13 protein-coding genes and 1 pseudogene are annotated in these 12,152 nt (G+C 68.6%); 9 read left to right on the forward strand and 5 right to left on the reverse strand.

Annotation, left to right across the window (positions count from 1 at the left end):
* The first annotated feature begins 1 nt into the window (after position 1).
* The 6 genes and pseudogenes from RIF23_RS03845 to RIF23_RS20910 form a co-directional block, all read left to right on the forward strand.
* Positions 2 to 727: an urease accessory protein UreF gene (locus tag RIF23_RS03845; protein WP_310910898.1), complete on the forward strand. Its 726-nt coding sequence runs from the start codon at positions 2 to 4 to the stop codon at positions 725 to 727.
* Positions 720 to 1,442: an urease accessory protein UreG gene (gene ureG / locus RIF23_RS03850; protein ID WP_310910899.1), complete on the forward strand. Its 723-nt coding sequence runs from the start codon at positions 720 to 722 to the stop codon at positions 1,440 to 1,442. The genes RIF23_RS03845 and ureG overlap by 8 nt, the downstream gene beginning before the upstream one ends.
* On the forward strand, positions 1,439 to 2,167 hold the full coding sequence (locus RIF23_RS03855) for an urease accessory protein UreD (protein ID WP_310910900.1): 729 nt from the start codon (positions 1,439 to 1,441) through the stop codon (positions 2,165 to 2,167). Before ureG ends, RIF23_RS03855 begins: the two co-directional genes overlap by 4 nt.
* Positions 2,168 to 2,365: 198 nt before the next feature.
* The gene (locus RIF23_RS03860) at positions 2,366 to 2,782 is read left to right on the forward strand and encodes a hypothetical protein (RefSeq protein ID WP_310910901.1); all 417 of its coding nucleotides are present in this window, start codon (positions 2,366 to 2,368) and stop codon (positions 2,780 to 2,782) included.
* A gap of 126 nt (positions 2,783 to 2,908) precedes the next feature.
* On the forward strand, positions 2,909 to 3,247 hold the full coding sequence (locus RIF23_RS03865; protein WP_310910902.1) for a DUF4333 domain-containing protein: 339 nt from the start codon (positions 2,909 to 2,911) through the stop codon (positions 3,245 to 3,247).
* Between the two features lie 346 nt (positions 3,248 to 3,593).
* A pseudogene (locus RIF23_RS20910) lies at positions 3,594 to 3,770 on the forward strand (SDR family NAD(P)-dependent oxidoreductase); the annotation flags it as partial.
* 160 nt (positions 3,771 to 3,930) lie between these two features.
* Here the strand turns inward: RIF23_RS20910 and RIF23_RS03875 are convergent.
* A complete protein-coding gene (locus tag RIF23_RS03875) occupies positions 3,931 to 4,404 on the reverse strand; it encodes an Lrp/AsnC family transcriptional regulator (RefSeq protein ID WP_310910904.1) in 474 nt (157 codons plus the stop codon).
* Positions 4,405 to 4,573: 169 nt separating this feature from the next.
* Here RIF23_RS03875 and RIF23_RS03880 point away from each other — a divergent pair, with 169 nt between their 5' ends.
* Positions 4,574 to 5,605: a threonine ammonia-lyase gene (locus tag RIF23_RS03880; protein ID WP_310910905.1), complete on the forward strand. Its 1,032-nt coding sequence runs from the start codon at positions 4,574 to 4,576 to the stop codon at positions 5,603 to 5,605.
* A 163-nt stretch (positions 5,606 to 5,768) separates the two neighbouring features.
* Here RIF23_RS03880 and RIF23_RS03885 read toward each other — a convergent pair whose 3' ends face one another.
* Positions 5,769 to 6,575: an ABC transporter permease gene (locus RIF23_RS03885; protein WP_310910906.1), complete on the reverse strand. Its 807-nt coding sequence runs from the start codon at positions 6,573 to 6,575 to the stop codon at positions 5,769 to 5,771.
* Positions 6,493 to 7,461, reverse strand: coding sequence for an ABC transporter ATP-binding protein (locus RIF23_RS03890; protein ID WP_310910907.1), 969 nt, complete (start codon positions 7,459 to 7,461; stop codon positions 6,493 to 6,495). Before RIF23_RS03890 ends, RIF23_RS03885 begins: the two co-directional genes overlap by 83 nt.
* A gap of 103 nt (positions 7,462 to 7,564) precedes the next feature.
* Between RIF23_RS03890 and RIF23_RS03895 the strand changes: the two genes are divergently transcribed.
* Together RIF23_RS03895 and RIF23_RS03900 are read left to right on the forward strand one after the other, a co-directional pair.
* Positions 7,565 to 8,221 (forward strand): TetR/AcrR family transcriptional regulator, encoded by a 657-nt coding sequence (locus tag RIF23_RS03895; RefSeq protein WP_310910908.1) that lies wholly within the window; start codon positions 7,565 to 7,567, stop codon positions 8,219 to 8,221.
* A gap of 674 nt (positions 8,222 to 8,895) precedes the next feature.
* Positions 8,896 to 9,786, forward strand: coding sequence for an alpha/beta fold hydrolase (locus tag RIF23_RS03900; protein ID WP_310910909.1), 891 nt, complete (start codon positions 8,896 to 8,898; stop codon positions 9,784 to 9,786).
* Positions 9,787 to 9,854: 68 nt separating this feature from the next.
* Here RIF23_RS03900 and RIF23_RS03905 read toward each other — a convergent pair whose 3' ends face one another.
* Together RIF23_RS03905 and RIF23_RS03910 are read right to left on the reverse strand one after the other, a co-directional pair.
* Positions 9,855 to 11,087, reverse strand: coding sequence for an ABC transporter permease (locus tag RIF23_RS03905; RefSeq protein WP_310910910.1), 1,233 nt, complete (start codon positions 11,085 to 11,087; stop codon positions 9,855 to 9,857).
* Positions 11,084 to 12,034 (reverse strand): ABC transporter ATP-binding protein, encoded by a 951-nt coding sequence (locus RIF23_RS03910; protein ID WP_310910911.1) that lies wholly within the window; start codon positions 12,032 to 12,034, stop codon positions 11,084 to 11,086. The genes RIF23_RS03905 and RIF23_RS03910 overlap by 4 nt, the downstream gene beginning before the upstream one ends.
* Positions 12,035 to 12,152: the final 118 nt, after the last annotated feature.

Here is a 12,152-nt window from a genome sequence, read left to right on the forward strand (position 1 = left end):
CATGTCCCGCGAACCCCAGCTGCCCGACCCAGGCGCGCTAGGCGCGGCCGAGACGGATCCGGCCGGCGCCGTGGCGCGGCTGCTGCTCGCCGACGCGCGGCTGCCTGCCGGCGGGCACGCCCATTCGGCGGTGCTGGAGGGAGCGGTGGCGGCGGGACTCACCGCCGCAGAGGTTCCCGAGTTCCTCACCGCCCGGCTACGCACGGTCGCACGTACCGAGGCCGCGGCCGCTGTGCTCGCGCACCGCGCGTCCGGGCACGACCAGGTGGACCTCGCCCCGATCATCACGGCCCTGGAGGCGCGCACCCCCAGTGCGCCGCAACGGGAGGCAAGTCGCGCCCTGGGCCGCGGGCTGTCCCGGTTGGCGCGTCACCTTGCCGGAACCCACCCGGGGGTGCGGGCGCTGCCGCGGACCGCGCCGCATCCACCGCGCCCGGTGGCGCTGGGCTGTGTGGCCGCCGCGCTGGGCGTGAGCGAGCCGGACACCGCCCGCCTGTCGCTGTACGAGGACGCCCAAACCGTGGCCGCGGCGGCTCTGAAACTACTACCCGGTGACCCGGTGGCCACCACCACCTGGATCGTGCAGGCCGCGCCGCTGATCGAGGACGGTGTCGGGGCCGCCGTCGCCACGACGGCCCCGCACGAGCTGCCCGCCCGCTCCGCTCCCCTGCTCGACCAGTGGGCCGGGGAACACGCACACACCACGAGGAGACTGTTTCATGCCTGAGACCACACCCCGCCCCACCCTGCGTCTGGGGATCGCTGGACCAGTGGGCACCGGAAAGAGTTCACTGATTGCCACCCTGTGTCGCGCCCTGGCTCCGGAGCTGTCGATCGCCGTAGTCACCAACGACATCTACACCGACGAGGACGCCCGCTTCCTGCGCGCGGCCGGGGTGCTGGCCGACGAACGCATCCACGCCGTCGAGACGGGGGCCTGCCCCCACACAGCCATCCGGGATGACATCACCGCCAATCTCGATGCGGTGGAGGACATGGAGTCCCGATTCGCTCCCCTCGACCTGGTCCTAGTGGAGAGCGGCGGGGACAATCTCACCGCCACCTTCAGCCCCGCACTGATCGACGCCCAGATCTTCTGCCTGGACGTGGCCGGTGGCGGCGACGTGGCGCGCAAGGGCGGCCCCGGGATCGCCAACGCCGACCTACTCCTGGTGAACAAGACCCGCCTGGGGCCGCACGTGGGGGTGGACCCACAGTCGATGGTGGCCGACGCGACGGTGGCGCGCTCGGGAGGTCCCGTACTCGCCCACGACCGCGACGATGCCGACTCGGTGGCCGCGGTATGCGACTGGGTGCGGGCGACCTTGCGCGCCCACCGGACCGGTGCGCACGTACCACAGGATCCCGGACCCATGGCCCCGCACAGCCATGACCACGAGCATGGCCACGGGCACCAGCACGATGGCGCGGGGCGCGGTTGAGCATCCCCCAGCCCACCCGCATCGTGGTGGACGCCGACCCGTGCACGGGCCACAGCCGCACCCGGGTGTTGCAGCCCGGGCGGTTCCTCGCGCCGCGTCCGCTGCGCCCCACCGGGGCAGCGGCTCGGATCGCACTGGTGGGAACCCGCGCCTCCCTGTGCGCGGGGGACGAGCTGGAGCTGCACGTGGAGGCGGATGTCGGCAGCGCGGTGGAACTCGTGGACCCCGGCGGCACCGTGGCCTACCACATGCGGGGCGGCCGGGCCCGATGGGAGGCCCACATCACACTGGCCCGCGGATCCCGGCTGGCCTGGCGAGAGCAGCCGTTCGTGGTCAGCACCGGAGCCACGGTGCACCGCGGGATGCATGCCGAACTGGACGCGGACGCCCGGCTGCTGTGCTGGGAGACCCTGGTGCTGGGGCGCGGCGGTGAGGACGGGGGCACCCTGGACACCCGCACCCGTGTCCACCAGGCCGGTGCGGAGCTCCTGGCCGAAGATCTGGACCTGCGCGCTCCGGATGCCCGCCAGCTGCCGGGCATCCTCGGGCCACACCGCGTCCTCGGGCAGGTGACGCTGGTGGGCACCCGCCCACCCGAGGCCGCCAGCCCGCAGCGGCTGGACCTGGCCGACCCGGGCGCGCTCCAGCGTCAGCTGTGTGCCAGCACCCACGTGTGCGACGCGCAGCTCGCCCCGGTCTGGCAGCGGTGGCGGGAGCTGCTGTAGCGGCGCGCCCCTCGGCCGGCCGGGCAGTGCCCCGGCGACCGGCTCCGAACCCGGGCCACCAGCCCCGGGGCAGCGCCGAACCGTAGGGCTGCACGCGTGTACACAACGGCCACGCATCGGGGCTGTACGGGGTCGCTCTGCTGTCGTACGCTGTGCGCACGTTCGGTGCCGTCACACACTGTTTCCGCGCACACACCGATGGGAGAAGTGCACCTGTGCTTCGGGGATCTCAACCACGAGGCGCTGTGGCATGCCCGGGACACGGGTCCGGTCGTCGAGATTGCCCAAAAGGTGGTGCAGGCCTGGCCGCGGGGCCGCACCCTGGACTATCTGCACCTGCCGCTGGCCACCGGCACCCGCCCGGCCGTTCCGAACGCCCGGGCCCTGCTGCCGCTCACCCGGCTGCGTGGGCTGTCCGGCAACACCCGACTCGTCGCCGGGCTCGTCCACGAGGACCAACATCTCGACATGCAGCGGGTGACCCTGCGTCTGGTGGAGGTGGCGCTCGGGCGCCGGGTGGACGTGGCGGCCTCCTGCGGGTTGGGACACCGCTCGCCCGCCGCGGCCGAACGCAGTCTGCGCACCGCCGCGGCGCTGGCCTACGCACACACGTGACCGTCCGCACAGCGACCGAAACGCGTCCTCGGCTGCAAGCCCCTACTCCCACCACCGTCTTCGGGAACCAACGGCGCAGTTCAGGTGGTCCCACCCCGGACAGCATCCTCCGGAAAGGACGACAGCATGGACACACGTACGATTCAGGTGGGCCTGGGCACGGTCGCGGCGGGAACACTGCTGGCGCTGACAAGTGCCTGTGAGTTCGACCTGTCCTTCGGACAGCAGGCCGTCTCTGGTGACGAGGTGGCCGAACAGGCCGCCACCCAGTTGGAACAGCAGGTGGGGCAACGCCCGGACGAGGTGACCTGCCCAGAGGACCTCCCCGCCGAGGTGGACGCGACGATCCGCTGCGAGCTTACCCACGCCGGCGAGACCTACGGGGTGACCGTCACCACCACCCGGGTGAACGACGACGACGTTGAGTTCGACATCGAGGTCGACGAGCAGCCCAGCGCCTACTGAGTTTTTCGAAAGTTCGGTGGTGTCCGGGGTGGCTGTGGGAACGTCGTGCCATGCCCCCTGACCTCCGTCCCGACTCCGAACCCGGGGAACGCGTCGCATCGCCGTTGACCCGTCCGCACCGAGCCGAGGCCTAGCTGTACTGACCATGGAGGTTGGTGACACCCACCCCGGGTGATCCATACGAAGAGGGCCTTCGGTATCGGTGTGGATTGCGAGATCTACCCCGATGCCGGAAGGCTCTCGATGCCTCACGCTACCCACACCAACGCCAAACGCGCGCCCGCCGGCCGCCTGGCCCTGGCCCGCTGCATCGTCGACGACGGCTGGCCCTGCGCGGTGGGTAGCGGCGCAGTACGACCGCCTGGACGTACTGGTGAGCAACGCTGGCATCGGTGGGTTCGCCGAGAGTGCCGCGCCCAGCCAGACCCCGCTGTATGCCCTGCGCGCCGTCTACGAGGCCAACGTGTTCGGGATGGTAGCACTCACCAACGCACTGCTGCCGCTAGCGAGGTTGGCTCGATGAGCTCGGTCACGACTCCGGGCTACCCCCTGGCCGAGGCTGCACTCCGACTTGCCGGCAACCCGGGACGAAGAGATCCGATCCGTCGCGAGGAAGGACAGTCGGTGCGTAGCTGCGGGGCCCTGGTGGAGATGGCGGCGGTCCCGACCCGGGTGTTTCTGCGTCACGGCTGGGGCAGTGGAACGGTACTGCCGGTCTTGATGGAGTCCAACACGGGAAGCGTGTCGTAGCGGCGCACGTTCTGGTCGTCTCGGAACAGCCGATCCGCCAATGCACGGCATTCGGAGAGGCTTCCGGTCACGAGGACAGCCGCGTAGTCCCATTGCCCGGCCAGGTCGTAGCACTGCTGCACGTGGGACTCGGCGAGCATGCGCGCACGAAACGCGGTGTGGTGCTCAGTGGACTCGTATTCGAGTGTGACCAGGACCACCGCCAGGGTGGTCGGGCCGAGCGCCTCCGGATCCAGTACCGCGACCTCACGTGTGACGACTCCGGCAGCGCGGTAGGCACGAATACGGCGCTGAACCGCGCTGGGAGACAGACCCACCTCCTCCCCCAGGGCGCGCAGAGAGCGCCCGGAGTCTTCCTGGAGGAGCCGAAGCAGCCGACGGTCGATCGAGTCCGGAACAAATGCCACGCAACAATTTTGCGCGCTGGCGCCAAAACTTTCAATCGCGATCACCGTCCCTCGTTCTACGGTGGGCTTGCCGCACACACCCGCACCGAAAGTGTTCCGGTGCAGCCCACTGCCCACAACCGAACCGGGTATGCGGCCCACGCGATTCACCAGCAGGAAGGCCCCACACATGGACGGCACGAACCTCGATCTTGACCTTGACCGAATCGCCCAGGCGCACAGCCGCATCGATCCGGTGTTCCGCAACACGCCGCAGTTCGTCGACCCCCAACTGTGCGCCGCGCTCAACCAGCGGGTAGTGGTCAAGATGGAGACCCTGAATCCGCTTCGGAGCTTCAAAGGCCGGGGCGTGGACCTGCTCGCCCACGAGCTCGAACCGGGAACCCGTCTCGTGTGTCAATCCACGGGCAACTTCGGGCAGGCCATCGGCTACGCGGCGGCCAGGCGTGGCCTGAGCGCGGATGTGTTCGTTCCTTCGGGGGTAAGCCCGGTCAAGCTCGCCAGAATGACCTCGCTGGGGGTGCGCGTGCACGAGGTCGGAAACGGCCGTCCCAAGGAGGCCGCACGCGCGTACGCCGCCGCACGGGAGAACAGTGTGTTCGTGGAGGACGGCCAGCATCCCCGCATCGCGGAGGGTGCGGGCTCGATCGGTGTCGAGCTCCTCACGGCCGGCCCCATCGACACGGTGGTGCTGCCGGTCGGTGACGGTGCCCTCATTACCGGCGTTGCCCGGTGGATGAAGGAGCACGCCCCCCACACCCGGATTGTCGGGGTGTGCGCGCAGGGTGCGTCGAGCATGGTGGACAGCTGGCGGGCAGGTTGTGTCCGCGCGACCGGACGCGCGGACACGTTCGCGGAGGGCATCGCGATCCCCTACCCGGTTCCGGAGTCGGTGGAGCGTATGCGTCTCTTGGTCGATGACATGGTACTGGTGAACGATACGGACTTGCTGGTCGCGATGCGCACCGCCCTGGCGAACCTCGGGGTGCTGCCAGAGCCCGCCGGAGCAGCCGGACTCGCTGCTATCGCCACGCACAACCTGCCGGGCGACGTGGTGGCGACCGTCATTACCGGCGGGAATGTATCGCCGGCCCTGTTCCCCGACATTCTGGCTGCCGGCGAGCAACAGGGGACAGCCCGGAGCGAGGTTGCACAGGCCAATGCCGAACCGACGCGACCGGCGCGACCAGCGCAGTTCTAGTGGCTTGTCACACGGCCGTGGCAGGGTTCGTGCTCGCGAGTCCCGCGGACGACCGCCCCACAAGCGGGAGAAATGAGACACGCCGCTGAGGCGACGCATCCACGTCCCGAAGGCAGCCGGATACTCGACCTGGCAACCGGAGGAAGATCGATGGATTGTGGAATTATCCACGGCGGTTCATCACCCAGTGAGCCAAGGTTAGCCCGAGCAGGCACCATGCGCTCAGTACGGCGAAGGGCAGCACTGAGATCCCCTCGGGGGGCGGGGCGAGACTCTCCCGGATCACCTGGGCCATATAGGCGAACGGCAGAAACGTGTGTGCGGTTGCGAGCCAGCCGGGCAGCCGGTCTGCCGGGAAGTTGACGGGGGAGAACAACAGTGCGAGGAACAGCAGCAGGTTGGTGACCACCTGCACCACCATGGGCGGGACCGTGTAGGCGATGCCGTACCCGACGGCGAGGCAGGTCAGTGCCACGAGCACGAGCGCCGGGGCCAGGAGTGGGTGGATCTGAAGTTCCAGATCGAAACGCAGTGTCGCCGCCCACAGGCCCGCGGCCACCCCCGGCAGTGCGATCCCCACCCACACGGTGGCCTCCGCCGCCAGGGTGGCCGTGCGGGGGACCGGCAGTGCACGCTGGTAGTCGAGAATGCCCTGTGCCTTCTGCTGAGCTACCTGACCCGGCGCGATACCCAGGCCGATAGCGATCAGGGCGAGGGTTGGCGCGCCGGTGGAGAGGAACAGTGCGCCTTCCGGGTCGGCGTCGATGCCCGGGTTGAGGAACGCAAACCCGAAAACGATGCTCACCGAAAGGATGACCTGAACGATCACCATCAGCGGGACGAAGGAGCGCAGCCGCATCAGGGTCCAGCGGGCCAGCAGCCCGTAGCTACGACACCAGTGTGCCGCTTTCTCCTGGCGCGGCCGTTGTGACGTCGGCTGAGGTGGCTCCGGGACCGACGAGATCGACATAGACATCCTCCAGGCTGGTGGGGGTAAGGGAGAACTCCTCGATGTGGCCGTCCGCGCGCAGGCGTTGTGCCCATTCCAGTGCCTGTGGAGCGGTGGCGGCATCGATGGACAGCACATGGCGCCGCCCGGTGCGGCGTGTGGGTGCACGGGTGGGGATCGGCGTCTCCAGCGGCGTACCGGTGGCGACCAGCAGTTCCAGGCGCAGTTCACCGGCGGTGCCCGCTCGCAGCTCGGCAGGGGTGCCCTTGGCGACCACCCGACCGTGGTCCAATACGGCTAGCCGGTCCACGCTGCGTTCGGCCTCCGCCACATTGTGGGTGACCAGTACCACCGCCCGCCCCTCTGCGGCCAGGGTGCGCACTTGCTGCCACAGCAGGCGGCGGCGTATCGGGTCCACGTCGTTGGTGGGTTCATCCAGCATGACCACCCTGCCGGGCTCCACCGCGGCCATCGCATAGGCGGTCAGTCGGCGCACGCCGCCGGAGAGCCGTTCCCCGGTGGTGTCGGCCCAGGCGGTGATGTCCAGTGCAGCCAGCAGAGCATCGGCGCATTCGATGGCGCGGCGGCGGGAGGCCCCCCGGATGCGCCCGAGCATCTGCACGGCCTGCCGCGGGCTCAACCCGTCGAGGGGGGCGTGGGCCTGTGGCATGAGCGCACACTGACGGCGGGCGTGGGCGGGGTTGGCCACCAGATCGACCCCGTCCAGGGTGATTGTGCCCGTGGTGGGACTGAGCAGGCCCACCACCTGGTTGATCAACGTGGTCTTTCCGGCTCCGTTGTGCCCGAGCAACCCGAACACCTCACCGGGCGCCACGTTTAGCGAAACGCCGTCGTTGGCGCGGACCCCGCGGCGGTACTCCTTACTCACCTCAGACAGGTGGAGCATCTACATCCCTCCAGATACTGATTGGTATCCACATACCGATAAGTATTCAGATACTCTGGAGGATGTCAACCGGACGGACATCACGACACGTGGGCGAGGACTCATGGCACAGCGGCTGACCCGAGAGCAGCAGCGCCAGCAGAACCGGCTCAAGCTCCTCCAGGCAGCGGAGCGGGTGTTCGCAGAACGGGGTATCCAGGGCGCGTCCCTGGACGAGGTGGCTGCTGCTGCCGGGCTGACCAAAGGCGCGGTGTACTCCAACTTCGCCAGCAAGGAGGAGCTGATCCAGCAGGTGTTCTGGTACCGCCAGGGCACCCCGGACGCCGCGGAGTTCACCAAGCTGCAAGCCTCGGGACTGCCTGCCGAACAGCTGGTCCAGCGCTACGCCCAACTGTGGGCACGATCCGTCCGCGGCGGGGAACGTGACGACTTCGCGCGGTTGGCCGTGGAATTCGTCTCCTATGCGATGCGCCATCCCGACGCACGGGACAAGCTGCTCGATTTCCTCTCCCCGCAGCAGGAACAGGCAGAGGACCACCCCTTCGCCCCCGCGGGCAGCGAGCTGTCCAAACTTCCTGCCCAGCAGGTCAACACGATTCTGATGGCCCTGGATCTCGGGATGAGCGCGCTGTCCAACCTCGACTCCGAGCGCTACCCACCAGAGCTGTACGGGGTGGCGCTGCGCCTGCTGGCCGGCCTCGGCCTGGACGAGGAGAGCCTCCCCTCTGATGCGACGGGTTCCAGGAACGATCCGGCATAGGCCGGCCGCCGTTGGTGGCTGCGGCACAGCCACGCGGCGGCGAGCTCGGCCGGACAGGGGTGGACCGGGGGCCAGTACAGCCCCCGGCTGCGGTGGCTACTCAGATCCCCCTGGGCGCTGTCGCCCAGGTCCGGCCTCCTGCCAGCGCCGCGGGGATCCGGTCCGGCGCCGAGCCGTATCCCAAACTCCGTTGCCGGTATCACGACAGGTGCGGATGAGTGTCCTCGGGGGCGGCGGCGCGCCAGCAGCGTGCAGGTTCCCTCCAGGCTGCCAGAGCGGCTGTTCTCGATGGCGTTGGTGGCCGAGCTCGCTACCCACCAGTGTGCGCAGCCAGAGCGATAGTCCCGGGAGTGCCGCGTCGCGCACGTCTCCAGGAAGGCCCGCGCCAGCGACAGCATCGCGGGCATGCCCGGAGGTCAAACCGGCGGGCGGTATTGGGCGGACGCGCTTCCCGGAGGTGTTGTCATTGCCCCGGAAACCGTGCTGACTGTCACCCACGTCCGCGTCGTGGTATTGCAGCGATACTCCCCCCATGACCGAGGGCACATTCCGTGCACGCGTAACCGTTGGCTCCCGGACGTAACCCCGCCCCCGGGAGCGGTAGACACGGGGTCGTCGCCGTGGTTGTCTGGGTCGCGTTCCGCCTCAGGGTAGCCGCGAACGAGAGACCACGTATGGGAGGATCGGTGCGCCTGGTGGCCACGGGACTCGCGACGGAGGTCCTGTACCTGGACGGGGTTCGGCTGGAGTACCGGCTGCACCGGGCCGGGCCGCATACAGTGCTGGTGTTCCACGGTGGGCACATGCGCGCGGGGATCGCCCTGGGCGAAAGCGTGTACCATGCGGCCAACCAGACGGTGTTCGTGCCCTCACGCCCCGGATACGGCCGCAGTGAGCTGGCCTCTGGCCCGGGCCCGCGACAGTTCGCCGACACGATCGCCGGGGCCTGCCACCGTCTCGGGATCACCGGGAACGTCACGGTGGTGGGGGTCTCCGCAGGTGGGCCGTTCGCACTGGCGATGGCCGCACGGCACCCTGAGCTGGTGCGCTCGGTGATCCTGGTCAGCGCCGTGGGGCCGCTCCCCTGGCCCGATCCACTGACCCGCACGACGGCCCGCTTCGCATTTCACCCGAGGGTCGAGGCCGCCACCTGGGCTGCAACCCGCAACCTCCTGCGCCTCGACCCACCGGCGGGGCTGCGGGCGATGCTGGCCAGTCTGTCCACGCTGCCCAGTGGGCAGGTGCTCGCGCAGCTACCGCGCGACCACAAGGTGATGCTGGTACGACTGTTCGCGGCGCTGCGCTCCGGCCAGGGGTTTGTCAACGACCTGGACGTTCTCACTCACCCCACCAACGATGCGGACGAGGTCACCCAGCCTGCACTGGTTGTGGCCACCCGCACCGACCGCTCGGTGCCCGTCGAACACGCCGAACGGCTACACGGGCGACTGGCTGGAAGCCAGCTGGTGGAAAGTACTGCCCCAAGCCATCTGCTGTGGTTCTCCCCCGATCGGGCCCGGATCGAGGAGCAGATCCGGGCCCATCTCGCCGAGACACGCCAGTAGGACGGCTGCGCCTGGGCGGAGTGCGGCGCCGGTACCCGTCCGGCATCTATCCGGTACGGGCGACGGGCCTACCGCCTTGCGATCCGCAGGGCCTCCCGCATCGGGATCTTGGATCCGGTGCGCAGCGCCGCTCCGGTGTAGATGCGTGCGGCCAGCCACACCACCCCGATGAGGGCAGCGGCCAGGAATGCCAGCGCCATCAGGTTCTGCCACAGTGCCACCTGCCCGGTGGCCAGCATCATCGGCATCATGAACGGCGAGAACGGCGGCAGCGTGGCCAGCACGCTCACTATCGTGCCGCCGCCGGTGTTGATCGTGACCATGGCCAGGATCAGCGGCACCATGATCAGGAACATCACCGGCTGGATGGCGCTTTGCACCTCTTCCTGGCGCGAGACCAACGACGCCGAGGCGGCCAGCAGCGCGGCGAAGAACACATAGCCCAGCACGAACCAGACCACCAGGGTGATCGCCAACGTAGCGAACGACACGGGCAGGTTGGCAAGGTAGTCGGTGGCCAGGGCCACGCCCACCCCTGCGACCAACGCCACCCCCACCTGGATCAGCCCAAGTGCACCGATACCCAGAATCTTGCCAAAGAGCAGCTGCCAGGGACGCACCGTTGCGAGCAGGAGCTCCACCACGCGGTTGGCTTTCTCCTCCACCACACCCTGGGCAACATAGACCCCGAAGATCAACACGGATATGTACAGCAGGAGCGTCACCGTCATGCCCACCACGGTGCCGACCAGAAACGCCTGGTCCATGCCGGTGGCTCCATCCACGCTCTGTACCCGAACACCAGACTCCAAAGCCTGCTGCACGGCCTGTTCGTCCGCGCCGGTATCGGCCAGGGTGTCTGTGACCTGCTGCTGGATGTAGACGTCGTCGATCAGCCCCAGGATCGCCGGGTCGGGGGTACCCTCGACCACAGCGGCCAGGTCCTGATCCGTTCCGATGAGAGCGACGTCCAGCTCACCGTCCTGGACCGCCTCCTCGGCGCGGTCGCGGCCCGGCCAGTCGCTGGTCTCGACCTGGACCTCGGGTGTCTCCGCGGCCTGCTGCTCCACCTGTTCCAGCACCGGGGCGAGCTCCGGCTCGGCGCTCATCTGGCTGGTCTGGTTCTGGGTGAGCGCGGAGAAGACCATGGGGGCGAGCGCGATCAGGCCGATCGCCACCACCACCCCCAACGTTCCGATGATGAACGCCTTATTGCGTGCCCGGGTGACCATCTCTCGGCGGGCCACCAGCCACACGGCCCGGACCTCCCCCAGAGAGGCACCCGCCGGCTCCACGCTCATACGGTGCTCCGTTCTGCCTCGACGGCCTGTGAGCCGTTCGATGACGCCGCCGGGGCGTCGACCACGTCACGGAACAGCTCCGCCAGCCGTGGACGATAGGGCGCGAAGGACCGTACCGTTCCAGCACCCATCGCCGTCCGCAACAGTTCCTGATCGTCCAGACCCTCAGCCAGCTCCACGATCTGCGCGTCATCGGTAGCTCCCACCTGACGCGCTCCGGGCACCTCGGCCAGCCAGTCGGTCTGTGCCTCGGCAACCTCGACCAGAAACCGGCGCGTGCTGCCTGTGCGGAGTTGCTCGACTGTTCCCTGCGCCACCAAGGTGCCGTCGTTGATGATGCCTACTCGGTCGCACAGCCGTTCCACGAGATCGAGTTGGTGGCTGGAGAACACCACCGGCACCCCCCGGGCTGCTTGTTCCCTTAGCACTTCGCACATCACGTCGATCGCGACGGGATCTAGTCCGGAGAACGGCTCGTCCAGCACCAGCAACACCGGATCGTGGACCAGCGCCGCCGCCAGCTGCACTCGCTGCTGATTGCCCAGACTCAACGTGGACAGCTCCGCACGGCCCTGGGCGGTCAGGTCGACCCGTTCGAGCCAGTAGTCGGCGTTGGCGCTGGCCTGCCGGCGACGCACCCCATGCAGCTCGGCCAGATAGACGAGTTGCTCGCGCACCCCCATCGTGGGATACAGGCCGCGCTCCTCCGGCATGTAGCCGATGCGGCGCCGAGTAGCCAGATGCAACGGATACCCGTGCCAGGTCACCTCACCACTGTCGGCTGCCAACACACCCAGGACGATCCGCATCGCGGTCGTCTTTCCGGCACCGTTTCCACCAACAAATCCGAACAGTTCACCGGAACCAACAGACAGTGATAATTCAGTAAGGGCACGGGTGTGGGCGAAGTCCTTGGTCACACGGTCCAGTACCAGGCCGTCGTGCATCCGTAACCTCCTCGAGGGGGCGTATGGAAAATGCGCTGGGGAAATATGGACCCTACCGGAGCTCCGCTTCCCGGAAACTCCGGTGGTTCACCGTAACGCGACAGCCATGCACCAGCGA

The organism is Lipingzhangella rawalii, assembly GCF_031628175.1.
GTDB classification, from domain to species: Bacteria; Actinomycetota; Actinomycetes; order Streptosporangiales; family Streptosporangiaceae; genus Lipingzhangella_A; species Lipingzhangella_A rawalii.